Origin of the sequence: Hymenobacter sp. IS2118, from assembly GCF_000715495.1 — a bacterium.
Classification (GTDB): Bacteria; Bacteroidota; Bacteroidia; order Cytophagales; family Hymenobacteraceae; genus Hymenobacter.
The window spans coordinates 16458-39521 of record NZ_JNLX01000125.1 but is presented as its reverse complement, the minus strand read 5'-3'; the positions used below and the strand labels follow the sequence as shown (position 1 = coordinate 39521).

Here is a 23064-nt window from a genome sequence, read left to right as displayed (position 1 = left end):
CCTGAGCACACCCGCCACGGGCACGGTAGGCACGGCCCTGGCCCTGACCGCAACCGCCGCCGACGCCAACGGCACGGTGAGCAAAGTGGAGTTCTTCAGCGGCGCCACCAAGCTCGGCGAGGACCTGACGGCCCCGTACTCCCTCAGCTTCACGCCCGCTGCCGCCGGCACCCTGAGCCTGACGGCCCGCGCCACCGACAACGCCGGCGCCACCACAACCTCGACGGCGAAGAGCGTGACCGTGACGACTGGCACGACAACAGCGCCCACCACAGCGGGCAGCCCCACAAACGCGACGTTCTTGCGCGCCTTCAACCTGGGCGGCCCGGCCGCAACCATCGACGGACGCACGTGGGAAGCCAGCGCCACGGCGGCCAACTTCAGCACCAACGCCTCGGGCTGGTCCCGCCCCGGCGCGGCCCTCAACCCGGCCACCGACGCGGCCCGCGCGGGCATGATTACCTCCGCTCTCTTCGGCACCGGCCCCACGCTGGCCGTGCGCGGCCTGGCCAGCGGCACCTACTCGGTCTACCTCTACATCTGGGAAGACAACAGCCCCGAAACGCTCAGCATCCAGCTCGAAGGCCAGACCCTGCGCACCGGCTACAGCACCGGCGCGGCCGGCCACTGGGAGCGGGTTGGCCCCCTGATGGCCACCGTCACCGATGGCACGCTCAACGTGAGCACCGCCGGCGGCAACGCCAACCTCTCGGGCCTCGAAATCTGGAAACAGAACACCACCCCCGCCCCGGCCAACACGCCGCCGACAGTGAGCCTGAGCGCACCCGCCACGGGCACGGTAGGCACGGCCCTGGCCCTGACCGCGACCGCCGCCGACGCCAATGGCACGGTGAGCAAAGTGGAGTTCTTCAGCGGCACCACCAAGCTCGGCGAGGACCTGACGGCCCCGTACTCCCTCAGCTTCACGCCCGCTGCCGCCGGCACCCTGAGCCTGACGGCCCGCGCCACCGACAACGCCGGTGCCACCACAACCTCGACGGCCAAGAGCCTGACCGTGACGGCACCCAAGAGCAGCCTGGCCACCGGTCCCACGAATGCGACGTTCTTGCGCGCCTTTAACCTGGGCGGCCCGGCCGCAACCATCGACGGGCGTACGTGGGAAGCCAGCGCCACGGCGGCCAACTTCAGCACCAACGCCTCGGGCTGGGCCAACGCCGGCGCGGCCCTCAACCCGGCCACCGACGCGGCCCGCGCGGGCATGATTACCTCCGCTCTCTTCGGCACCGGCCCCACCCTGGCCGTGCGCGGCCTGGCCAGCGGCACCTACTCGGTCTACCTCTACATCTGGGAAGACAACAGCCCCGAAACGCTCAGCATCCAGCTCGAAGGCCAGACCCTGCGCAGCGGCTACAGCACCGGCGCGGCCGGCCACTGGGAGCGGGTTGGCCCGCTGACGGCCACCGTCACCGACGGCACGCTCAACGTGAGCACCGCCGGCGGCAACGCCAACCTCTCGGGCCTCGAAATCTGGAAACAGAACACCACGGCGATGCGTAGCACCAGCCCCACCACCAACGGCTTTAGCGTGTACCCAAACCCCATCAGCGCCGATTCGCAGGTACAGGTGGCTGTGGTCGAAACCGAGAAAATGAACTTCGGCTTGTTCAACAGCCAGGGCAGCCTGGTGCAGCGCCAGCGCTCAACGGTTTCGGCCAATGCCCCCAGCCAGGCAATGCTGACCGGTGACCTGTCGCAGGGAACGTACAGCATGAAAATCTTACCGTGGCCCGCAGCAAGGCAAAAGCCGGCGCGGACGTAAAGATTAGGCAGCGCCCCTGCTCTTTTGAGCTCCCCTGCTAAAAAAACCTGGCCATCATGGCCAGGTTTTTTTATGCCCTCAAGCAAGCGAAAGCGCTTGTTTCGAGACGCCTGTCATGCCCGGCACCCGCCGACCGGTGGCCGGGCATGCCAGGATAAAACGCGAAGGGCAGCCTCCTAAATTGAAAATTACTCCCAGGGTAGTACCATAAAAATTAGTTGTCCTATGCCAAGTGGGTAGCCCCATAAAGCCCCTTTACGGCTGGTAAAAGTATGATTTTTCCGAAAAACCCGAAATGTCATCATTCGCAACATTCAACTATATCATTGATTAGTGAAAATTACTTCCATTCCTTCACCATACTTCCCGGCCAAGTCATGCTCGCGAACCCGGTTTACCTGCTTCACTTTTACAGCCCAAGCTCATGGTACGATATGCGCATTACGCCGACTCGACTCGGTTTCTACTGCCGGTGCTGGATGTGGCCATCATTTTCGGGGCATTCCGGCTGGTCCGTTTTCATGTATCCCAAAGCTGGGAGTTTGCGGGTTACGCGCCGCTGCTTTTCATCATTTTCGCGCTGCTTTGGTGGATGCTCTCGCGGCAATACGCCAACATTTTCCGCCTTGACCGCCTGATTACCTACGCCGAAAAGCTGGGGTATCTGCTCCGGACTTTTCTGATGCATGGCGCGTTGCTGCTGGGCACCGCGGTGCTGCTGCAACGGCAGCTGATGCCGTTGAACGAGCTGCTGCTGGTGTATGGGCTGGCCATGACGGGCGTGGTGCTGGGCCGGTTTGGGGTGGCCTTTTGCTACCGCTCTTACCAGCGCTACTTTGCCGAGCCCCACAGCCGCTTTGTGATAGTGGGCGCCAGCGAAAGCGGGCAGCGCCTCTACCACTTCCTGGCCGCCCACGACCCGGCCGGCACCCATTTCAAAGGGTTTTTTGCCGATGAGCCCGTGGCACCGGCCCTGCGGCCCCTGGTGCGCGGCACGGTGGCCGAGGTGAAGGCCTACTGCCAGGCCACGCCGGTGGATGAAATCTACTTCGCGCTGCCCTTCGACAACCATCAGCTAATCAGCGAGCTCTCAGACTTTGCCATTCATAATTTCCTGTCTTTTCGTATCGTGCCCGACTACCACGGCACCATGCGCCAGGACGTGAGCGTGTACCACTACGACCACCTGCCCATTCTGACGGTGCGCCGCGAGCCGCTGGCCATGTGGGCCAACCAGGTGCTGAAGCGCAGCTTCGACGTGGTGTTTTCGGGGCTGGTTATCGGGCTGCTGTTTCCGCTGCTGATGCCGGTGCTGGCGCTGGCCATCAAGCTTGATTCGCGGGGGCCGGTGTTTTTTAAGCAAATGCGGCCGGGGCGGCGCAACCAGCTGTTTCCGTGCTACAAGTTGCGCACCATGCACACCGGCCACGGGCAAACCGAGCTGCAGGCCTGCAAGGCCGACCCGCGGGTGACCCGCGTGGGCTACTACCTGCGCAAGTACAACCTCGACGAGCTGCCCCAATTCTTCAACGTGCTGCTGGGGCACATGTCGGTAGTGGGGCCCCGGCCCAACATGATTTCGCAACTCGCGGAATACTCCCAGCGCCTGCAAACCTACCAGCTGCGCCACGCCGTCACGCCCGGCATCACGGGCTACGCGCAGGTGAACGGCTGCCGGGGCGAAACCCGCGCGCCCAATGCCATGGAAAAGCGCGTGGAATACGACCTGAAGTACATGGAGAACTGGTCTTTCCGAATGGACCTGGAAATCATCGGAAAAACCGTGCGCAACATGGTTCGCGGCGAAGAAAACGCCTACTAATCATCTTTTATTGAGCGTTTTGTATTTAATTCCCTTCGGGCCTTTGCCTCGTTAGTCTTTTACTTTTTTCACGTATTTTCTCATGCCAATTCTCCTCCCGAAGCGCCTGGTTCTCGACGCCCACGTCTCAACCGGAGCGGTGCCCGAGTTCATTGACATCATTCTGCGGCTGGGCGCGGCCCGCACCTCGGCCTACGTGTGCTGCGCCAATGCGCACATGCTGGTAGAAGCGCACCTGCACGCGACCTTTCGGCAGCTCCTTAATCACGCCAGCGTGGTGACGCCGGATGGCAGCCCCGTGGCAGCGGCCCTGGGCTGGCTGCACGGCCGGCCCCAGCCCCGCGTGGCGGGCATGGATTTGCTGCCCGCGCTGCTGACCGAAGCTGCCGCCCGCGGCCAGTCGGTGTACTTCTACGGCACCACCGAGGCCGTGCTGGCCGCCATGCTGGCGCGGGTGCACCGCGAGCTGCCCACGCTGCGCGTGGCCGGCTACCACGCGCCGCCCTTCCGGCCCCTCACCCCCGAAGAGGACGCCGCGGCCGTGGCCGCTATCAACGCCGCCGACCCCGACCTGGTGTTTGTGGCCCTGGGCTGCCCCCGGCAGGAGCGCTGGATGGCCGACCACCGCGGCCGGGTGCGGGCCTGCATGGTGGGGGTGGGCCAGGCCTTTATGGTGTACGCCGGGCTGGAACCGCGCCTTCCCCTTTGGGCGCGCCAGCTGTGGCTGGAATGGGCCTTCCGGCTCTGCCTTGAGCCACGCCGCCTGGCCCGGCGCTACTTCGTTACCAACACCTGGTTTGTGTGGCTGCTGGCGTGCCAGCTGCTGGCCCACTGGGCCGCGAAAGCCCCGGCCCCCCGCCCCGACCGGCCCCGCCGACTACGCGCCCAGCCCCGCTTCCGCAGGCACTTTGCGGCCCGGCCAGCTCCCGTGCTTGCTTCTTTTCACTCCTAGCATTTGTGCCATGAAAGCAGTTATTCTGGCGGGCGGCTACGGCACCCGCATCAGCGAGGAAAGCGGGTTGCGGCCCAAGCCCATGGTCGAAATCGGCGGGCTGCCGATTCTGTGGCACATCATGAAAATCTACGCCCACCACGGCATCACCGATTTCGTGATTTGCTGCGGCTACAAAGGCCACCTCATCAAGCAGTTTTTTGCCGATTATTTCCTGCAGCATGCCGATGTCACCTTTCATCTTGACTGCAACGAGATGAAGGTGCGCCACCAAACCGCCGAGCCGTGGACGGTGACGCTGGTGAATACTGGCCTGGAAACCATGACCGGGGGCCGCCTGCGCCGCGTGCGCAGCTACCTCGATGACGAAACCTTTTGCCTGACCTACGGCGACGGCGTGGGCAACATTGACATTGGGGCCAGCATCAGGTTTCATCAGCAGCAGGGCACGCTGGCTACCCTCACGGCCGTGCACCAGCCCGGTCGCTTCGGGGTTTTCAATCTGGGCGAAAGCGAACACAAAGTGAGCAACTTCAGCGAGAAGCCCGACGGCGGCCTGACGCCCTGGGTGAACGGGGGCTTTTTTGTGCTGGAGCCCGCCGTGCTCGACTACATCGACAACGACGACACCGTGTGGGAGCGCGGCCCGCTCGAAGCCCTCGCGGCCCAGGGCCAGCTGGCGGCTTACCGCCACGAGGGCTTCTGGCAGCCCATGGACACCCTGCGCGACCGCAACCTGCTGGAGGACTTGTGGCGGCGCGGCCAGGCCGCCTGGAAAGTGTGGGGCCCGACCGAAGAGGTGCCCGCGCCGGCTGCCCCTGCCGCGCCGCGCCGGCGCGTGCCCGCTGCGGCCCCCAACGGGCACCGGCTGCCCCTGGCCCTCCAGTACCTGCCGGGCCTGCACATGCCGTCGGACTGAACCCGGCAGCCCTTCCTTTTCCATTCTTTACCCAGTGCCGTGCGGCACGCCTTCCGCTTCGCTTATGACTTCCCCTCGCATTCTCATCACCGGCAACCTGGGCTACGTGGGGCCGGGCGTGGTGCGCCAGCTGCGCCAGGCCTACCCCGATGCTGAGCTGATTGGCTACGACCTGGGCCTGTTTGCGCATTGCCTCACCAGCACGGGGCGGCTGGCCGAGTGCAGCCTCGACCGGCAGGTATATGGCGATGTGCGCCTGATGCCTGCCAGCCTGCTGGTGGGGGTGCACGTGGTGGTGCACCTGGCGGCCATTTCCAACGACCCCATGGGCACGGCCTACGAGGAGGTGACCATGGCCATCAACCACGAGGCCAGCGTGAATCTGGCGCGGCTGGCCAAGGGGCACGGGGTGCGCTCCTTCGTGTTTGCCAGCTCGTGCAGCGTGTATGGGCTGGGAGGTGAGGAAAGCAAGACCGAGGAGTCATTTCTGCAGCCGCTCACGGCCTATGCCCGCTCCAAGGCCGCCACCGAGCGGGCTCTGGCCGTTTTGGCCGATGATAAGTTCCGGGTGACGTGCCTGCGCTTCGCTACCGCCTGCGGCTGGAGCGAGCGGCTGCGGCTCGATTTGGTGCTCAACGACTTTGTGGCCAGCGCCGTAGCCAGCGGCGAAATCAACATCCTGAGCGATGGCACGCCCTGGCGGCCCCTCATTCATGTGTGCGACATGGCCCGCGCGGTGCTCTGGGCCGTGGAGCGCGCGACTCCGCTGGGCGGCCCGTTCCTGTCGTTGAACGTGGGCAGCGATGCCTGGAACTACCGGGTGCGGGAGCTGGCCGAGGCGGTAGCGGAGCACTTGCCCGGCACCCGCGTGCAAATCAGCCCCCATGCGCCAGCCGACCGGCGCTCTTACCGGGTCGATTTCGGCCTGTTTCGGCAGCTGGCTCCGGCGCACCAGCCCCTGTTTACGCTGGCAGACACCATTGCCGAGCTGAGCAGCAAACTCGCGGAAATGAATTTCCACGACCCGGATTTTCGGTCGTCGCGCCTGATGCGGCTGCGGGCGCTGGCAACGTTGCGCGAGAACGACGAACTGGCCGAAGACCTGACCTGGCGGCCACTGCCGCCGTCCCGGTCATTGCGCGAAACCACCCCTGCCGTCGGGCCGGTGCTGGCCTAGCGGCAGGCTGCTAAATCAGGTCCGGCTTATTGCCGGGCGCTACTCGTTTTTCCATCATCACCACATGCCATGCTGGTTGCTGCTACGAAATTGCCCGGAGTTTTTACCATCGACGTGGAGCGGCGCAGCGATGAGCGGGGCTTTTTTGCGCGTACCTGGTGCGGCCACGAGCTGGCCGGGCACGGCATTGCCATGACTGTGGTGCAGGGCAATGTCTCATCGAACCCGCGGCTGGGTACGCTGCGCGGCCTGCATTACCAGGCCGCGCCTCACGAAGAAACCAAGGTGGTGCGCTGCACTCGCGGCGCCATCTACGACGTGGTAGTGGACCTGCGGCCGGCCTCGCCCACTTGCGGGCAGTGGCTGGGGCTGGAGCTCACGGCCGCCAACTACCGGCAGCTGCTGGTGCCCGCCGGGTGCGCCCACGGCTTTCTCACCCTGGAGCCCGACACCGACGTGAGCTACCTGATGTCGGCCGTTTATGAACCCCGCGCGGCCCGTGGCCTGCGCTGGGACGACCCCGCCATTGGTGTTCGCTGGCCCATCCGGCCCCAACTCGTTTCGGCCAGCGACCTACAGTACCCCGACTGGCCACCGCCCTGGGCCGAGCCCGGCGCGGCCCGCAGCCCCAAAAGCTGTGGGAAGCCAGTCGGCTCCAATCACTAGGACTAAAAAGGAGGGGCATTTTGCATGTAACCATTTTGGATTAAATCATTTTGCGCATGAAACCCCTGTCTTTTTTTTGTTTTGGCCTGTTTGCCCTGAGCGCTGTGGCCTGTGTATCGGTAGAAGCGGAACTGTGGCAGGTGCCGGCGGTGGCCAACGCCAACCGGCTGCCCCCGCTGGAAGCCGTGGTGGAGCTAGGCCCCCTCTACAACACCAACGCCACCCAGCCCGAAGAGCTGCTGGAGCTGCTGCAAAGCGAGCTGCACCAGAACCTGGCCGAACCAGCCGCCCCCTACAACTTCGGCTACGCCCGGCTGCTGGTAACGCAGGCCGCCGTTCGGCGCTCCGGCCGCGTGCTGCAAGTGGTCCAGCTCCTCACCATGCTCACGCCTAGCTTGCTGGGCGTCCCGTTCGAAACCTACCGCACCACGCTCACCGCCAAGCTGCAGATTGTTGATGCGCAAGGCGAGATAGTAGGCGAATACGAAGGCCAGGGGGAGTCGAAAGTGCGCGTGGCCATGTACCACGGCTACTCGCAGCGCACCGCCCCTACCCTGTCCGACGCCCAGGCCCTGCGCCTGGCCCTGGCCCGGATTCGGCCGCAGCTAGACACCGCGGCCGGCCGGCTGCAGCCCCGCCTGCTGGCGGCCGGCCGCGTCGAGCAGCTGCCGGTGGAGCGGCTCCGCCCCGTCGGCCAGCGGTAGGCGAAGCGGAACCGAGCTGTACCACCTTACTAAAGCAGGCCTATTGCATTCATTTTTAGCCAACTGATTGATTATGGAAACCCGTTTTCTCGCCCCGGAGCCCACCCTTTCTGCTGCTGCCACCGTGGCCGTGGCCCCCAGCCCGAGCGCGGCAGCCGCGGGCGGCTTCTGCCGGTTTTGCGCCACGCCGCTGCACCACACTTTTGTCGATTTGGGTACCTCGCCGCTGTGCCAGGACCACGTGCGTCCCGAGCAGTTTGCCCAGGCCGAATCCTTTTACCCGCTGCACGCCTACGTGTGCGAAAAGTGCTTTCTGGTGCAAGTGGGCGAGTTTGTGGCCCCCGACCAGGTGTTCCGGCAGGACTATGCCTACTTCTCTTCGTACTCGCCCTCCTGGCTGCAACACGCCCGCTCCTACTGCGAGCTTGTCACGAAACGGTTCAATCTCAACGCCGGGAGCCTGGTGATGGAAGTGGCCAGCAACGACGGTTACCTGCTGCAATATTTCGTGGCGCAAAACATTCCAGTGCTGGGCATTGAACCGGCGGGCAACGTGGCCGATGCGGCCGAGGGCAAGGGTATCACCACGCTCCGAAAGTTTTTCAACGCCACTACCGCCCGCGAAGTGGCGGCGTGGTGCGGGCAGGCCGACCTGCTCATCGGCAACAACGTGCTGGCCCACGTGCCAAACCTCAACAGCTTTGTGGAGGGCTTGCGGCTGGCCCTCAAGCCCGCAGGTGTGGTCACGATGGAGTTTCCGCACCTGCTGCGGCTCATTGCCGGCCATCAGTTCGACACCATTTACCACGAGCATTTCAGCTACTTCTCGTTCTGGGCGGTGGAGCGCATTTTCGCTCACCACGGCCTCACCATTTTCGACGTGCAGGAGCTACCCACCCACGGCGGCTCGTTGCGCATTTTTGCCCGGCACACGGCGGCCGCCGCGCCGCCGCTGGCCGTGACCCCCGCCGTGGCCAACCTGCGCCAGCGCGAGCTGGCCGCTGGCGTGTGCGACCTGAGTTTCTACGCCGACTTTGCCGAACAAACCCGCGAAACCAAGCGCAAGCTGCTCGAATTCCTCATCGAGGCCAAGCGGGCTGGCAAGTCGGTGGCGGGCTACGGGGCCCCCGGCAAGGGCAACACCCTGCTCAATTACTGCGGCATTCGAACTGACTTTCTGGATTATACCGTCGATTTGAACCCGCACAAGCAGGGTAATTTCCTGCCCGGCACCCGCATTCCCATCCTGGCTCCGAGCCACATTCTCGAAACGCAACCCGACTACCTGCTGATTCTGCCCTGGAACCTGCGCGAGGAAATCATGGAGCAGATGGCCGTTATCCGCGAGTGGGGCGGGCAGTTTGTGGTGCCCATCCCAGAGCCCCAGGTCTATTCCTGACAGCTGACAACTAAAACGTAGTCCCTCGCTTTTCTCACCTGGTGCCATGATGCCCCTGACTGCTGCCCCTGCCTACGTGCCCGCTACCGGGCAGCCCCACCCCAGCGGCGCGGACCTGCACGCCCTGGTGCGCCGGCTGTTTCCCATTTGCCGGAGCATCACGGGCGATGGCGTGCGGCAATCACTGGCCATTCTGCAAGAATACCTGCCTGAGCTGCAGGTGCACGAAGTGCCCAGCGGCACGCCCGTGCTCGACTGGGAAGTACCGCGCGAGTGGAACATCCGCGACGCCTGGATTAAAAATGCGCGCGGGGAGCGGGTGGTCGACTTTCGGGCGCACAACCTGCACGTGGTGGGCTACAGCCTGCCGGTGCAGGGCTGGTTCACGCTCGATGAGCTGAAGAAGCACTTGTATTCGCTGGCCGAGCAGCCCCGGCTCATTCCCTACCGCACGGCCTATTACGCCGATGCCTGGGGCTTTTGCCTGGCGCACGAGCAGCTGCTGGCCTTGGCCGACCCGACCTACGAAGTGTGCATCGATAGCACCCTGGCCCCTGGGGCGCTCACCTACGGCGAGCTGCTGGTGCCGGGCGAAACCGACGAGGAAGTGCTCATTTCCAGCCACATCTGTCATCCTTCGCTGGCCAACGATAACCTGTCGGGTATTGCAGTGGCCACGTTTCTGGCGCGGTACCTGCAAGCGCAGCCGCGCCGCTACAGCTACCGGTTTGTGTTTGCGCCCGGCACCATCGGGGCCATCACCTGGCTGAGCCGCAACGCCGAGGCCGTGGGACGCATCCGGCACGGGCTGGTGCTGAGCCTGCTGGGCGAGGCCGGGGGCTTCACCTACAAAAAGTCGCGCCGTGGCACCGCCGAGGTCGACCGCGCGGTGGCGCTGGCACTGCGTGAAGCTGCCGCTCCGCACCGCGTAATAGACTTTAAGCCCTACGGCTACGACGAGCGCCAGTACTGTTCGCCGGGGTTCAACCTGCCGGTGGGCTGCCTGTCGCGCACGCCTTACGGCGAGTTTCCCGAATACCACACCTCGGCCGACAACCTGGCCTTTGTGCAGCCCGAAGCCCTGCTCGATTCGCTGCAGCTGGCCCAGACGGTGGCGCACCTGCTCGAAGCCAACCGCTGCTATCAGAATCTGAGCCCCTACGGCGAGCCCGCCCTGGGCCGGCGCGGGCTCTACGGCGCGGTGAGTGGCAGTGCCCACGCCGCAAGCGCGCAAATGGCGCTGCTCTGGGTCCTCAACCTGTCCGACGGGCACCACGATTTGCTTGCCATTGCCGAGCGCTCGGGCCTGCCCTTTGAGCAGCTGCGGCACGCGGCCGATTTGTTGTGCGCCCACGACCTTCTCACGCCCTTTTCCAACTAAGCGCCATGGCTGCTGTCACCCATCATCCGCTCCAGGCCCTGCCAACGAGCACCACGCCCGCCCTCCTGACGCCCAACGACTTCCGGAGCTCGCGCGCGTTGCAGCAGCGGCTGCACGCTGCCATTCCGGGCGGCAGCCACACCTACGCCAAAGGCGACGACCAATTCCCCGAGTTCATGGCCCCCTGCCTGGTGCGCGGCCGCGGCTGCCGCGTGTGGGATGCCGATGACAACCAGTTTATCGAGTACGGTATGGGGCTGCGCTCCGTGACTTTGGGCCACGCCTACGGGCCGGTGGTGCAGGCCGCGCAACGCGCCATGGCCCGCGGCACCAACCTGGGCCGCCCCACCACCCTGGAGCTGAGCACGGCCGAGGAATTCCTGGATTTTACCCAGGCCGGCGACATGGTGAAGTTTGCCAAAAACGGCTCCGACGTGACCACGGCGGCCATTAAGCTGGCACGCGCCCACACCGGGCGCGACCTGGTGGCCTGCTGCGCCGACCACCCTTTTTTCTCGACCGACGACTGGTTTATGGGCACTACGCCGGTGGCCGCCGGCGTGCCGGCCAGCGTGCGCGCCCTCACCCTGAGCTTTCGCTACAACGACCTGGCTGGCGTGGCGCAGCTTTTTGCCGAGCACCCGCGCCGGCTGGCCGCGCTGATGCTGGAAGTGGAGCGCGATGTGCCGCCCGCACCCGGCTTTCTGGCAGGGCTGCGCCACCTCTGCGACCAGGAAGGAACGGTGCTCATCTTCGACGAAATCATTACCGGGTTTCGCTGGCACCACGGCGGCGCCCAGGCCCTGCACGGCGTCCGCCCCGACCTGAGCACCTTTGCCAAGGCCCTGGGCAACGGCTTCGCCATCGCAGCCCTCACGGGCCGGCGCGAGCTGATGGAGCTGGGCGGACTGCACCACGAGCGGGAGCGGGTGTTTTTGCTTTCGACTACTTACGGGGCCGAAACCCACGCCCTGGCCGTGGCCCGCGCCGTGATGCGCACCTACACCCTGGAGCCCGTGGTGGCCCACCTCCACGAGCAGGGGCTGCGGCTGCGCGAGGGGCTGGAAGCCGCCGCCCGCGACCAGGACGTGGCCGGCTACTTCCAGGTGCTGGGCGCGCCCTGCTGCCTGGCCTACGGCACCCGCGATGCCGACGGGCTGCCCTCGCAGGGTTTTCGCACCCTGTTTTTGCAGGAAACCCTGCGCCGCGGCCTGCTGCTGCCTTCCTTCGTCATCAGCTACGCGCACACGGCCAGCCTTGTGGACCAAACGGTGGCCCGCGTGCACGAGGCCCTGGGCGTGTACCGCCGCGCCCTGGACGAAGGCCTTGACCGCTACCTGCTGGGCCGTCCGGTGCAGCCCGTTTATCGCACGCACAATTAGCGCCTTAAAACATGCTTCCCCTCTCACGCAAGGACTATTGGCTCTCCCTGCCCTCCCTCATCATGCACCGATACATCGAGCGGGTTATCCGCGTCAGCCGCCGGCTGCTGGACAATTATGCGGGCATCCGCGAGCCGGAAGACAAAATCATCGCCGATTCGCAGGCCTTCTGGAACGGCCTCTCGAACCAGGGCCGCGACGGCGGACCCGCGCACTTTCGCGGCCAAAGCATCTTTGCCGACGATACCCGCTGGGTGGGACTGGGCCGCAACAGCCTGCGCATCTTCTACCGGCTTGCGGGCCAGGACTGGCTGAAAAAGAAACCCCGCCGCATTCTGGACTGGGGCTGTGGCGGCGGCACCTGCGCCGTGCACTTTGCCCCCGGAGCAGCCTGCTACTACGGCGTCGATATCACCGAGGCCAGCCTGAGCGAATGCGAGCGACAAGTAGTGGCCATGGGCCTGCACAACTTTGAGCCACTGCTGTTTGCGGCCCCCGAGCCCGAGCGCGTGGCCGGGCTCATTGACAAGCCCTGCGACCTGGTGCTGTCCACCTACGTGTTTGAGCTGCTGCCCTCTAAGGAGTACGGCCGGCGGGTGCTGCGCACCATTCACCAGCTGCTGGTGAATGAGGGCCTGGCATTCATTCAAATAAAGTATAGCAACCACAAGCTCAACAGCTTGTCGTACCGCTGGGGCTACGCCAAAAACCTGGGCAACATGACCACCTACTTCATTGAGGAGTTCTGGACCATGGCCCGGGAGTGCGGCTTTGAGCCCCAGCTGCTGTACCTGGAGCCGGTGCAGCCCCTCAACAACGACCACCACTTTGCCTATTTCCTGCTGGAAAAGGCCAAGGCCAGTTAAGGCTTGAGCCATAAGCTTTGCGTTGCAAGCCACAAGCTTTCTTCTTGATAGTGAGATTTTTATTCTCAGCTCATTATACAATTAATTAAGGCCTGTTAATTCCTGTTCATTCATTTTCCGAACCCACCCCATGAACAAGCTCATCGTCCTGGTGCTGGAAGGCGAATACCGGCTGACGGCTGCCGTGCTGTTTTGCCTGAGCCGGAGCCCGCGCGTGGCCATCCACATGGTGTCGCGCGATGCCACCAGTGCGTTTCGGTATTCGCGCTACGTGCGCTCGCACCACCACCAAACCCAAAGCGAATTCGACGAAGCCTTTGCGCAGTTTGTGCACAAGGTGGCCATGCGCACCCGCGCCGGCGTGCTGCTGCCGGTAGACGTGGAAGGCATGCGGTTTTGCATAGCCTGGCGCGAGGAGCTGGAGAAAACCCTGCCCGTGCTGCCCCTGCCCAGCACCCAGACCTACGAAATAGCGGCCGACAAAAGCTGGCTGGCCCGCTTCATGCAGCAGCACGACATTCCCGGGCCGCGCACCATCACCAACATTGGCCAGCACCTGCCCGAGCAGCTGGCCGCCCTGCGCTTTCCGGTGCTGCTGAAGCCCACGGGCGGCGAGGGCGGCAACGGCATCCAACTGTTTCGGGAGGCCGGGCCGCTGCTGGAGTATGTTGCTGGCCTGCCGCCGGGTAGTAAGTACATCATCCAGACCTACCTGGAGGGCTACGACATTGACTGCAACGTGCTTTACAAGGACGGCGAGCTGCTGGTCCATTCCATTCAGCGCGGGCTGCTGCCGGCGGCCAACGCCTACGCCCCCACCCAGGCCATCGAGTTTGTGCAAAACGACGCCGTGCTGGAAGTGGTGGACCGCCTGATGAGAGCCCTGCGCTGGAACGGCGTGGCCCACCTCGACCTGCGCTACGACGCCGACAGCGGCGCCATCAACGTCATCGAAATAAATCCCCGCTTCTGGCTTACGGTGGTGGGCTCGGCCGTCACGGCCAAGGTGAATTTCCCCGTACTGGCCTGCTTTGCAGCCCTCAACCAACCAGTAGCGACAAAGGCTTTTGCGCTGGGACGCTACATTCCGTTCAATAACTTCTTAAAATACCGGTATCTGTCGCGCCTGCGCGACAAAGTGCGCTTCACCTTCGGCAACACCAGCCTGCTGAGTTTTCTGGGCGACCCGCTGCCGAAGCTTTTCCGGCTGTTCCGGCCCGGGAGCGTGCGGGTAGAATAAGTTTTGCTCCACTGCTTAGGATGACGCACTCAGCGAATGCCAGCCTGAGTACAGCGAAGGACCTTATCACGGCCGAACGAGTACCGTTCAGTTGGGATAAGGTCCTTCGCTGCGTTCAGGATGACAGGCTTTTCGACTTTTTAAATAGCTTCAATAGCTCGTTGAATTGGTGCCGGCCGACCGCCGGCTCGTGAAGCCGCAATGCTATGGCAGCACCACCCGCCCGGTATAGCTGCCCAGGGAACTGGTCAGGCGCAGCCAGTAGGTGCCGGCTGGCAGCCCAGCCAGCGAGAGCGTTCCCCCACCAGCGGGTGCCAGGGCAAATTGCCGGCAGCGCTGCCCCAGCGGGGTCAGTACCTCGAGCACTTCGGTGCCCGTGATGGGGCCGTTAAAAGCATATTGCACCCATCCATCGACGGCCAGGGTTGGAAAAAAGGCAAACGCCGGCTTCTGGTCCATCACGCGCACGGCCCGCACCGGCGAAAACGCAAACTTGCCGTCCTCATCGACCTGGCGCAGGCGATAGTAGAGCGTGGTGGCTTGTGCGGGCAGCACACCGTCGGTGTAGGCGTAGGCGTGCGGCGCACTGGTGCTGCCGTGCCCAGGCATCCGGCCCACTACATTGAACTGCTGCCCGTTGGTACTGCGCTGCACCTCAAATTCGCGGTTGTTGTGCTCGCTGGCGGTTTGCCAGTGCAGCTGCACCTGGTGGCTGGTCGGCGCCTTCGCGGTGAAGGAGGTAAGCTCCACCGGCAGCGGACCCGATACGACGGAGAAAGCCAGCGTGAGCGCAGAACCGGCCACGCCGGCGCCCAGCGGGGCATCGAAGGGGGTGGCAGTGAGCGAGTAGGCGCCGGGCGGGAGCGGTTGGGTGAAATAATCCCCCAGCAGGTCGCTGAACAAGGCATAAGGCGGCACATTTTCCGTGGACGCCCATGTTCCAGCGCCGCTCAGGCTGAAAACTACGCTGCCGGTGAAGGCGAGGCTGGTATTGGCCCGAATGTTCAGGTTCTGGGTAGGCAGCGCATTCAAATACAGCACTATCCCTGGCGTGAGGGCAAACAAGTCGAGGTCGGTATCCGCATTCACCAGCGTGAAGCTGGCGACTTGCAATGCCGTGTTGACCACGGAAAAACTCAGGGTGAATGGCGTGCCGGCGGTGCCGGTACCGCCGCCCGCCGCAAAAGGCGTGGCCGTGAGGGTGTAGTTCCCAATTGGCGGCGTCCAGGCAAAGTAGTCGCCGCCCACGTCTGAAAACAGCGCATACGGCACCACGTTTTCGGTGCCGGCGTGGACCTGGGACCCGCTCAACGCGAATGTGACGCTGCCCACCGCCATGTCGACATTGGCCCGGATGTTCAGGTTTTGGGTCGGTAAGCTACCAAAATCCAGCACTATGCCCGGTGTGAGAACAAACAAGTCGAGGTCGGTGTCCGCATTCACCAGCATGAAGCTGGTGACCGTGGCCGCCGCTGCGCGGCCGCCGGCCGCGGGCAGCAGCACCGGAGCCCAATAAAACAACAGCATTAAGACGCAGACGCAGGCCTTGGTTTTCATAATCAGCAGATTTAAAAAGTGACTTATTCTGGAAAATGCTCGTCTCGCCACGCCCGGCACTCCGGTGCCAGAACTCCTCCCACCTCTTCTTGTAAAAATTTCACTATCAGAAATTTGCTGGTCCGCCCGGCTGGCAAAGCCTTCCTTAGCCTTCCACCGCGAGCGGCGGGGCCACCGGGGCCCGCACCCGCTCGGGCGGGGCAGTCCCACGCGAGCGGGCCACGGGGCCGGGCTGGGCGGCCCGCGCCTGAATCAGGCGCCGGCTGGCCAGAATATCCGCCCAATGCTGCCATACAAAGCGGTAGGCCCGCAGCGACGCCCGCTCCAGCAGCAGGGCGTAGAGCATTATTCCCAACTGCCGTGGGAGCGCCCGCAACCAGTAGCCGGCCAGCTGCCGGCCCGTCGGGTTTTTGAGCAGCAGCAGCCACTGGTTTTTCACCGCATCGGCCTTGATGGCGCTGCCAAGGTGGCGGCGCAGCCGCAGGTTGGCGGGCCGAAACTGGCGGGGATGTAGGGCCCGGCAAGCCGGCTCGAATAGGGTGCGCCAGCCGTAGAGCTGCCCGCGCCAGGCAATGTCCCAGTCTTCCTTATGCGCAAAAAACCGTTCATCGAAAAACTGCCCTTCTACCCGCAAATCGTCGATAAAAGCCCTTCTGTAGAGCGGCAGGGCGCCGTCGGCACCCGCTACGGGGCCGGCCACCAGCGGGGTTTCGTGCAGGTAGCGGCCGTGGTAGCGCAGGCCGAAGCGGCCGTCGGCGTGATGCACCAGGCCGGCGCTGTCGATGCGCGGCTGGGCGTCGGTGCTTTGCAGCAGCAGCCCGCACACGGTGCCAATGGCCGGGTCGGATTCCAAAGCAGCCAGCGCCAGGCTTAGGTAGTCGGGAGCCAGCGCCACGTCGGGGTTTACCAGCAGCACGGCGGCCGAGGCGCTGCGGTCGAGCGCGTAGTTGTGCCCGCCGCAGAAGCCGGTGTTGCGCGGCAGCGGGTGCAGCTGCACCCGCGCGTCGAGGGCCGCCACGGCTGCCACCCGGGCGCAGGTATCGTCGGCCGAAGCGTTATCGACCACCCAAATTTCGAAATCGGTATGCGTCTGGGCCAGCACTGCTGCCAGGCACGCCTCAATAACCGCCGCGCTGTTCCAGGTAACGAGAGAGAGTAAGACGTGCGCCATGTGCTTGATGTTTAATACACTACATCTTTTATAATTTGCCGGCCTGGCACAGCATCCGGCGCACGGCATTCAGCAGCTGGCGGGGCTCCACCAGCAGGTCGAGGTGCCGGGCGTGGTAATACGAGGTGCTGCGCTCGGAGCTGGGCTGGCAGGTGAGCCAGTGGTAAGGCAGGCCCACGCGGTAAGCGGTATCCATCGATTCGGGCTCGACGAAGGTGTGCGGGTGCAGCTCCAGCACGGGCGTGCCCGGCGGGGCAAACATGAGGTTGGCCATGCCCGCCCCCACCGTGGCCACAATGGCTTCGGCCCCGCTGAAAAGCGCCACCTTTTCCATAAAACTCAGGTCGCTGAGCACGTAGGTCTTGAACCCGAGGCCGGCCAATACCTCCTCTACCGCGGGCTCGTTGAGCACGCGCCGCATGCTGGCATCGCGCCGGCTGATGTACACGCGGGAGGCAAACCGGTGGTTGGCGGCCGGCATGGGCAGGTAGGCCTGCTGCAAAAACGAGCTCACCCAGGGCGGCGAATGGCGCCCGCCACCGCGCACCGGAGAGGTTACCAGCAGGCGCCCGGCCTGCAGGTGCCGGTGGGTAGTCACGTCGATGATGCGCGCATCGGCAATGCCGAGCTGGAGCAGCGAGTCAAGCACGAAGCGGTTGTTGCGGTCGTACACCAGGAAGTAGTCGATTTCATCGAACATGCCCGACTCGCGCAGCAGGTGCAGGCGCGGCAACGAGTCAATCAGCCAGTGGTAGTAGTTGCCCATGGCCGCGCCGCCGCCCGAGAGCAGGCTCAGCACCGTACCCGGCACCTGCACCGGTTCCAGAAAGTAGCGCTGGGCGAAAATGTTGTTGGCCTCGGGGGCCGTGAGCGTCCACCCCAGCCGGTTGTGCTGAAACGACACGTCGCCCACCAGGTAATTATCGGGCGCAATCACGGCCACGCTGTCCCAGTTGTCGGCATAGAGCCGGCCGCCCAGCAGCTCAAGCACAAACGCCTCGGGCATGGCTTCCTCGGTGCGGGGCTTGCCATGGGCGGTACTTTCGTACACCGACACGGCCGTGTAGAACCCTTTGGGAATGACGAGGCGCGACGTGTAGGCGGACACCACCGGCCAGAAGCGCACGTCGCGGCGGGTAGCTGCCAGGGCGCGGCTGCTTTGGTGCACCCCCAGGGGGCGGTAGTGGTCGTTGTAGGGCAGCAGCTCGCGCAGCAGGCGACCGGCGCGGCGTTGAACGCGCCCCAATAGCTGGGGGATGGCGGGCATGGTGAGAAGCACGGGGAAGGCGGTCGGGGTGGGAAAACAATTGTTTGGCTACGCAGTCTGTTGGTCGTTGCGCGCCCGTTCAGGCGGCCCGCATTGCACCATCATCATCTTGAAAGCCAATAAATTATTCAAATATTGAATAATGAAGACGCATGCGAAATGAGAAGCCTCATTGGCAGAATTGACATAGGTCATTTGACACTGCCCACGCCCGCCCCAAGCTTTGCAGCTGGCACTGGCGGCCACTGGCGCCGGCCCTTGTGCACTGCCTGCTTCCGCTTGCGGCCCCGACGTTTCCGGGCTTCCCGGACTCACCGCGCCACTACGCCAGCAGCCGCACAATGCCGGCGTCGAGGTGCGCCAACCGGCCGTCGCCCTCGCTGGCTTTCATCTTCCGCAGAATGTTGCGTCGATGCGTTTTAACGGTGTAATAACTGATGAACAGGCTATTGGCAATTACGGCGGTTGTTTCGCCGGCCAACATGCGCCCCAGAATTTCCTGTTCGCGAATACTCAGGTCGGCGCCGGTGCGCTCGCGTTCGGCTTTGCGCGTGTGCAGCCAGTGGGCAAAGGCGGGGTGGTCGAGGCTGAAGCGCACATCCAACGTCGTTTTGTGCGAGGTAATGTCCGTGAACAGGCTTCCCGTCACCAAGGGCTGGCCTGTTTCGGAGTGCACCAGCACGAAATTGTGGCGCAGTACCCGCCGGTAGTGCCCGCTGCGGCAGCGCAGCCGGTAATCGATACTGAAACAGATGGTGGGCGCCGAATGGGAGGCGGCCGGAGTAGCGGGCCCGGCCGGTTCCCTGAGCTGCATAAACTCCATGGCCAGCTCGGCGGCCCGCGTCACAAGCGGCAGGTCGTCGGGATGAATGGCGTCGTAGAGCAGCGCCAGGCTCATCTGCTCGTGCGGGTAGCCCAGCAGAGTTTCGGCCTGGGGGCTGGTGTAGCAGCATCGTTGCTGCCACAAATCAAAGGCCACCAGAAATTGGTTGGGAAACAAGCAGCTGCCCAGCCGCTCAGCTTCCGGCGGCGCAGCAATGTCGGATAAATAAGGCATGGCATCTGGCATTGCTAACAACCGAAGAGAAACAACCACGCCCCCATTGGCTGGCAGCGGATACCGGGTGGCGCGCATGGCTGTAAAATTGGCGGCATCGCCCAAACCGCTCCATTGACTCGCGTCATCTTTAAAAATGAGCTTGCTCATGCCTGTTACCTGCCTGGCTGCGGAAGTGCCGGCCAGCCGCGGCACCTGGCAGCCGCAGCTTAGAGGCGTAATTGAGCTAACTCATTTTCAGCACTATGCAGCATCATTTTAGTGCGCTGGTGCTGTTTCTATTTTTGCCGATACCCTGCCGCTGTGGTGGGCGTAGCACTGGTCTTTACTCTTTCCCTTGTTCGCATGGAGGCTTCCATTCTCATGCTTAGCAGCCCGCTTGCCAGTGCGGCCGCCCACCATGCGGCGGCCCATTATGCGGCGGCGCTGGCCCAGTTTCTGGCCGTGCGGCTCCTGCAAGTACCGCTGGATGATGGCGCCTACAGTAACAGTAGTAGCCGCCTGGTTCGGCAGGCCGGACAGCCCGGCCACGGGGGCCCGGCCACGGCCCGCTGGGGTGGCGCTCCGCTGCCGGCTGCAATTGCGCACTGCCCTGTGCCCGAACAGCCACTACTGCTGGTGCTGGCGCGCCCCCTTGCCGGGCAAATAGCCGCTCTGACTCAGTACCTGCTGCAAGCCAGCACCTTGCCCTTGCTGGTGGTGCCCGCGCCGGCCACCGGCTGCCTGCCGCCCCGGCGCTTTGCCCTGGCCGCCGACGGCGAGCCGTTTGTGCTGGACCAGGGCCTGCGCACCATGCATGCGCTGCTGATGACGCTACCCACCCAACTCACGGTACTGCACACGCAGTTGCCGCACAGTATCTACGCGCAGGGCGATGCCCTGCACGCGGTACAGTCCTGCGGGCTGGCGTGTCGCCACCTCGCCATCGAGGGCCGGGACTTGCCGGCACTTGAGCCCGCCGCTGGCATTATGGCGGGCATGGCGCAAGCATCGACCGACCTGCTGGTGGTGCCAGTGCGGCCCCGCCACCGGTGGAACCCGGCCTTTGCCGGCAGCATCACGGTCCGGCTGCTGATGCAGAGCCCGGTACCCGTGCTGCTGCTGCCCGTTAGTGCGCCGCCCGCAAGCCAGCGGGCAGCTTAGGCAGTGAGCCAGAAGCGTTGAGCCGCAAGCTTTAAGATGCAGGCTTTTATGCTGATTTTCAATTGGTTGTCAGCTATTCAATATGCTTTTGCACAACGGCTTAATCGTAGCGAGTAGCAATTTCTACCAGCCGCACCGGCGCCAGAATGGTGATGGCGCTGCCCCTGGTGGTGAGCATGCCTTCGCCCTTAAACTCGGAGAGCATGCGCGTGGTGGTTTCCTTGGTGGTGCCCATCAGGGCTCCCAGGTCGTCGCGCGAGATGGATAGCGAGAACGGCTGCAGGTCGTTTTCGGTACGGTAGGTCCGCATCAGCAGCAGCAGGGCTTCGGCCAGGCGCTCGCGCACGGGCTTGTAGGCCAGGTGCAGCATGCGCTCTTCGGCTTCTTGCAACACGTTGGCCAGCAGCTGAATGAGCAGGTTGGCAAACGGCCCGTTGTTTTTCAGCTGATGAAAAAATTGCTGCTTGGGTATCATGCACACCGTGCAGTCGTCGAGGGCTACCGCCGAAGCCGAATGAAGGGTATCGGTCACCAATCCCCGGTAGCCGAGCATGTCGCCGCCCTTGGCCAGGCGAATAATCTGCTCTTTGCCATCGCCGCCGGTTTTGGTCACTTTTATTTTGCCTTCGTGCACACAGTAGAGGCCCAGCGCGCGGCTGCCCTCGCTAAATATGACTTGCCCACTGGTGTATTGATGGCAGGTTTTGACCAGCGAAATTGCTTCCAGGTCGGCTTCGTTGCAGCAGCGCAGCAAACAACCGTTTCTGCTGGGGCAGTATTGACATTGCGGAGGTGAAAATCGATTCATAGCTAGACACTTGAAGAGGTGATACCGGCATTTTCAGTAAATCAATACCCCGAAATCAATGAGCCAGCTGGCCAGCCGGCTCCTCCTCGTGGTGTGCCTGGCAAGGCCCGGCGTGGTTGGGCTCGCCCATGCGGTAGGGCTGAAGCTGCTGATAGCTGCCGGGCAGCACGGCCCGGCCCCCAAAAGCCTGGCAGAGCAGCTTGAATTCTAATTCGCGGAGCTGGCTGGCCCTGGCTGCTTCTTCCGTTGGCCGATTGAGGGCCGCAGAATCGCCCGGAAACGAGGCCTTGAGGTAAGTGTGTTCCATAGTAAAAAGGGAGAAGTGTGAAAACGAGTAGCAAGCAAACGGTGACTTTGAGCTGGCGCAATGACTAGCCGGTCTACAGATTATCAGACTTTGATATCAGGTCTAACAGGCGTAAAACTTGTATGAGTTACATTAAAAATTAAATTAATTCCAATAAGAAATGCGAATGGTGCCTTTTTATATCCGAATGCGCGCTGATAATAGCTGAGTAGTGACGGGGTGGCCCGCCACTTTACCGCCTTTACCGTCTCAACGCCATGCCCCGCGCTGGGGCTCCTGCTCGTGCTGGGGCTTGGTGTTTCTGAGTTGGCCTTCGCATAGCAGCGGGCGCTAAAACGACGCGAAGCCCTTTGAGGCAGCCGTGCCTTCATACAAGTAAGCAGGGCCGGCAGGTGCTTGCGGTATCGTTTGACGCTGGAGAGACTGATACCCGTCAATTTCACGGTTTTGGCCACGGACAGGCCTTTTTTAAGCACCTTTTTTACCTTAGCCAGCTTCTCGACATCCAGCCCTTTGGGCCGGCCGGACGAACTACCAGTGCTGAGGCACGCGCAACCTCGCCGGGCGGCCGCAGGGGCGTGGGTAGTGCTACAGGGCACCGGGCTAGCCAGTGTATCTCAGGTGCGGATTGGCAATCGCATTGCACGCGTGGAGGTGGTCTCCGACCATCAGCTGCGGGTTCTGGTGCCGACCGGCATGCGAGCGGGAAACGTGCCCGTCGACGTAGTGAACCCGCCGGGCCGCACGCGGCTGCCGCACCGCTTCCGAATCATGCGCGAACACTACAACAGGGCACCAACCGTGCCGCACTAACCCAAGCGGTACCCTTGGCTACAAACCTTTCGCCCCCTCCACGACCTCTTTGGAGCGCATCAAAAAATGTGAGACAGCAGCGGTAGCAGCGGTTGATTGGGCGGTGGCCAATTGGTAGTGGATGGCCGAATCCGCCACCGGCAGGCACCCGTTGAGCGCGGCCAGCACTACCTCCGCTCTGGGCTAAGCTGTGTAGCGACGGCGGGTGCCTTTTGGGGTCATAATCGAGCTGAGCCAGGCCGCTTTAGGTATCCGGGTTTTAGAGAGTGCTACAGCGCTTACACTTGCTTTCCCACCTTTTTTTGTAAAGAATGACCCCGCCTCTGCCATACCTTTTGCTCGGTATTTTGGCAACCTATGTTTGCTGTAGCGCAAGCAGCGGCCCAGGTAATGCCAAGCGCGCCGCGCGCCGTCCGGGACATCGTCGCGTTCAAGAAACAACAACGCGCAACGGTTCGTCACTGTCAACACCTGAGGGTAAGCCCGAGGCAAACGCAGGATTACGCTAACTCCTTTGCCTTATGAAGATTAATCTACAAGACATGAGCAACGTGACCCTGGCAGGGTGTTGTTCCGTGCAAACGCGGCTCCAGCACGCTGAAGTCAATAATTCGAAAGCTGGTTCTGAACGGCTTGTGCGTCGTTATGAAGTG

21 protein-coding genes are annotated in these 23064 nt (G+C 63.5%); 14 read left to right on the top strand and 7 right to left on the bottom strand.

The features are described 5' to 3' along the window. From GM79_RS25440 to GM79_RS10695, 12 genes are all read left to right on the top strand, one after another. On the top strand, positions 1-1780 hold a 1780-nt coding region (locus tag GM79_RS25440; RefSeq protein ID WP_035563461.1), incomplete at its 5' end, for an Ig-like domain-containing protein. A gap of 424 nt (positions 1781-2204) precedes the next feature. Continuing rightward, entirely contained in the window at positions 2205-3602 is a 1398-nt protein-coding gene (locus GM79_RS10745; RefSeq protein WP_072008596.1) for an exopolysaccharide biosynthesis polyprenyl glycosylphosphotransferase, read from the top strand. Between the two features lie 82 nt (positions 3603-3684). Continuing rightward, a complete protein-coding gene (locus GM79_RS10740; RefSeq protein WP_072008595.1) occupies positions 3685-4554 on the top strand; it encodes a WecB/TagA/CpsF family glycosyltransferase in 870 nt (289 codons plus the stop codon). Positions 4555-4564: 10 nt separating this feature from the next. After that, complete coding sequence (gene rfbF / locus GM79_RS10735) at positions 4565-5473, top strand: glucose-1-phosphate cytidylyltransferase (RefSeq protein WP_072008594.1); 909 nt, start codon at positions 4565-4567, stop codon at positions 5471-5473. A gap of 64 nt (positions 5474-5537) precedes the next feature. Further along, entirely contained in the window at positions 5538-6650 is a 1113-nt protein-coding gene (locus tag GM79_RS10730) for an NAD-dependent epimerase/dehydratase family protein (RefSeq protein WP_051718766.1), read from the top strand. Positions 6651-6719: 69 nt separating this feature from the next. Further along, positions 6720-7316, top strand: a complete 597-nt coding sequence (gene rfbC, locus GM79_RS10725) for a dTDP-4-dehydrorhamnose 3,5-epimerase (RefSeq protein ID WP_072008593.1) — start codon at positions 6720-6722, stop codon at positions 7314-7316. A 56-nt stretch (positions 7317-7372) separates the two neighbouring features. Continuing rightward, the gene (locus tag GM79_RS10720; RefSeq protein ID WP_035563459.1) at positions 7373-8020 is read left to right on the top strand and encodes a hypothetical protein; all 648 of its coding nucleotides are present in this window, start codon (positions 7373-7375) and stop codon (positions 8018-8020) included. Between the two features lie 73 nt (positions 8021-8093). Then, positions 8094-9419, top strand: a complete 1326-nt coding sequence (locus tag GM79_RS10715) for a class I SAM-dependent methyltransferase (protein WP_081867687.1) — start codon at positions 8094-8096, stop codon at positions 9417-9419. A 46-nt stretch (positions 9420-9465) separates the two neighbouring features. Then, entirely contained in the window at positions 9466-10800 is a 1335-nt protein-coding gene (locus GM79_RS10710; RefSeq protein ID WP_051718765.1) for a DUF4910 domain-containing protein, read from the top strand. Between the two features lie 5 nt (positions 10801-10805). Continuing rightward, entirely contained in the window at positions 10806-12182 is a 1377-nt protein-coding gene (locus GM79_RS10705; protein ID WP_081867686.1) for a glutamate-1-semialdehyde 2,1-aminomutase, read from the top strand. 11 nt (positions 12183-12193) lie between these two features. Further along, complete coding sequence (locus tag GM79_RS10700) at positions 12194-13048, top strand: class I SAM-dependent methyltransferase (RefSeq protein ID WP_051718764.1); 855 nt, start codon at positions 12194-12196, stop codon at positions 13046-13048. 130 nt (positions 13049-13178) lie between these two features. Next, the gene (locus tag GM79_RS10695; RefSeq protein ID WP_035563456.1) at positions 13179-14288 is read left to right on the top strand and encodes an ATP-grasp domain-containing protein; all 1110 of its coding nucleotides are present in this window, start codon (positions 13179-13181) and stop codon (positions 14286-14288) included. Positions 14289-14492: 204 nt separating this feature from the next. Here the strand turns inward: GM79_RS10695 and GM79_RS22975 are convergent, their stop codons facing one another. The 4 genes from GM79_RS22975 to GM79_RS10675 form a co-directional block, all read right to left on the bottom strand. After that, entirely contained in the window at positions 14493-15845 is a 1353-nt protein-coding gene (locus GM79_RS22975; RefSeq protein ID WP_051718763.1) for a hypothetical protein, read from the bottom strand. Between the two features lie 145 nt (positions 15846-15990). Continuing rightward, complete coding sequence (locus tag GM79_RS10685; protein ID WP_072008592.1) at positions 15991-17016, bottom strand: glycosyltransferase; 1026 nt, start codon at positions 17014-17016, stop codon at positions 15991-15993. Between the two features lie 28 nt (positions 17017-17044). Continuing rightward, positions 17045-18283 carry a glycosyltransferase family 61 protein gene (locus GM79_RS10680; protein WP_035563453.1) on the bottom strand — a complete coding sequence of 413 codons (1239 nt, stop codon included), beginning with the start codon at positions 18281-18283 and terminating at the stop codon, positions 17045-17047. Between the two features lie 322 nt (positions 18284-18605). Next, on the bottom strand, positions 18606-19340 hold the full coding sequence (locus GM79_RS10675; protein ID WP_161787160.1) for a LuxR C-terminal-related transcriptional regulator: 735 nt from the start codon (positions 19338-19340) through the stop codon (positions 18606-18608). A 345-nt stretch (positions 19341-19685) separates the two neighbouring features. Here GM79_RS10675 and GM79_RS10670 point away from each other — a divergent pair, with 345 nt between their 5' ends. Next, positions 19686-20483, top strand: a complete 798-nt coding sequence (locus GM79_RS10670; RefSeq protein ID WP_035563447.1) for a universal stress protein — start codon at positions 19686-19688, stop codon at positions 20481-20483. A gap of 100 nt (positions 20484-20583) precedes the next feature. Here GM79_RS10670 and GM79_RS10665 read toward each other — a convergent pair whose 3' ends face one another. From GM79_RS10665 to GM79_RS24270, 3 genes are all read right to left on the bottom strand, one after another. After that, complete coding sequence (locus tag GM79_RS10665) at positions 20584-21237, bottom strand: Crp/Fnr family transcriptional regulator (RefSeq protein WP_051718761.1); 654 nt, start codon at positions 21235-21237, stop codon at positions 20584-20586. A 109-nt stretch (positions 21238-21346) separates the two neighbouring features. Then, a complete protein-coding gene (locus GM79_RS10660) occupies positions 21347-21598 on the bottom strand; it encodes a hypothetical protein (RefSeq protein WP_051718760.1) in 252 nt (83 codons plus the stop codon). Positions 21599-21681: 83 nt separating this feature from the next. Further along, positions 21682-22197, bottom strand: a complete 516-nt coding sequence (locus GM79_RS24270) for a helix-turn-helix domain-containing protein (protein WP_262489450.1) — start codon at positions 22195-22197, stop codon at positions 21682-21684. Between GM79_RS24270 and GM79_RS26515 the strand changes: the two genes are divergently transcribed. After that, on the top strand, positions 22136-22411 hold the full coding sequence (locus GM79_RS26515; protein ID WP_410471181.1) for an IPT/TIG domain-containing protein: 276 nt from the start codon (positions 22136-22138) through the stop codon (positions 22409-22411). The genes GM79_RS24270 and GM79_RS26515 overlap by 62 nt on opposite strands. The last annotated feature ends 653 nt before the right edge of the window (positions 22412-23064 follow it).

What these genes read in the sequence shown, in the direction of transcription:
- GM79_RS10710 (WP_051718765.1), top strand. Translation starts at nt 9,466, where the DNA reads ATGATGCCCCTGACTGCTGCCCCTGCCTACGTGCCCGCTACCGGGCAG.
- GM79_RS10675 (WP_161787160.1), bottom strand. Translation starts at nt 19,340, where the DNA reads ATGCCTTATTTATCCGACATTGCTGCGCCGCCGGAAGCTGAGCGGCTG.
- GM79_RS10695 (WP_035563456.1), top strand. Translation starts at nt 13,179, where the DNA reads ATGAACAAGCTCATCGTCCTGGTGCTGGAAGGCGAATACCGGCTGACG.
- GM79_RS10740 (WP_072008595.1), top strand. Translation starts at nt 3,685, where the DNA reads ATGCCAATTCTCCTCCCGAAGCGCCTGGTTCTCGACGCCCACGTCTCA.
- GM79_RS10705 (WP_081867686.1), top strand. Translation starts at nt 10,806, where the DNA reads ATGGCTGCTGTCACCCATCATCCGCTCCAGGCCCTGCCAACGAGCACC.
- GM79_RS10680 (WP_035563453.1), bottom strand. Translation starts at nt 18,283, where the DNA reads ATGCCCGCCATCCCCCAGCTATTGGGGCGCGTTCAACGCCGCGCCGGT.
- rfbC (WP_072008593.1), top strand. Translation starts at nt 6,720, where the DNA reads ATGCTGGTTGCTGCTACGAAATTGCCCGGAGTTTTTACCATCGACGTG.
- GM79_RS10670 (WP_035563447.1), top strand. Translation starts at nt 19,686, where the DNA reads ATGGAGGCTTCCATTCTCATGCTTAGCAGCCCGCTTGCCAGTGCGGCC.
- rfbF (WP_072008594.1), top strand. Translation starts at nt 4,565, where the DNA reads ATGAAAGCAGTTATTCTGGCGGGCGGCTACGGCACCCGCATCAGCGAG.
- GM79_RS22975 (WP_051718763.1), bottom strand. Translation starts at nt 15,845, where the DNA reads ATGAAAACCAAGGCCTGCGTCTGCGTCTTAATGCTGTTGTTTTATTGG.
- GM79_RS10745 (WP_072008596.1), top strand. Translation starts at nt 2,205, where the DNA reads ATGGTACGATATGCGCATTACGCCGACTCGACTCGGTTTCTACTGCCG.
- GM79_RS10700 (WP_051718764.1), top strand. Translation starts at nt 12,194, where the DNA reads ATGCTTCCCCTCTCACGCAAGGACTATTGGCTCTCCCTGCCCTCCCTC.
- GM79_RS10715 (WP_081867687.1), top strand. Translation starts at nt 8,094, where the DNA reads ATGGAAACCCGTTTTCTCGCCCCGGAGCCCACCCTTTCTGCTGCTGCC.
- GM79_RS10730 (WP_051718766.1), top strand. Translation starts at nt 5,538, where the DNA reads ATGACTTCCCCTCGCATTCTCATCACCGGCAACCTGGGCTACGTGGGG.
- GM79_RS10660 (WP_051718760.1), bottom strand. Translation starts at nt 21,598, where the DNA reads ATGGAACACACTTACCTCAAGGCCTCGTTTCCGGGCGATTCTGCGGCC.
- GM79_RS10685 (WP_072008592.1), bottom strand. Translation starts at nt 17,016, where the DNA reads ATGGCGCACGTCTTACTCTCTCTCGTTACCTGGAACAGCGCGGCGGTT.
- GM79_RS10720 (WP_035563459.1), top strand. Translation starts at nt 7,373, where the DNA reads ATGAAACCCCTGTCTTTTTTTTGTTTTGGCCTGTTTGCCCTGAGCGCT.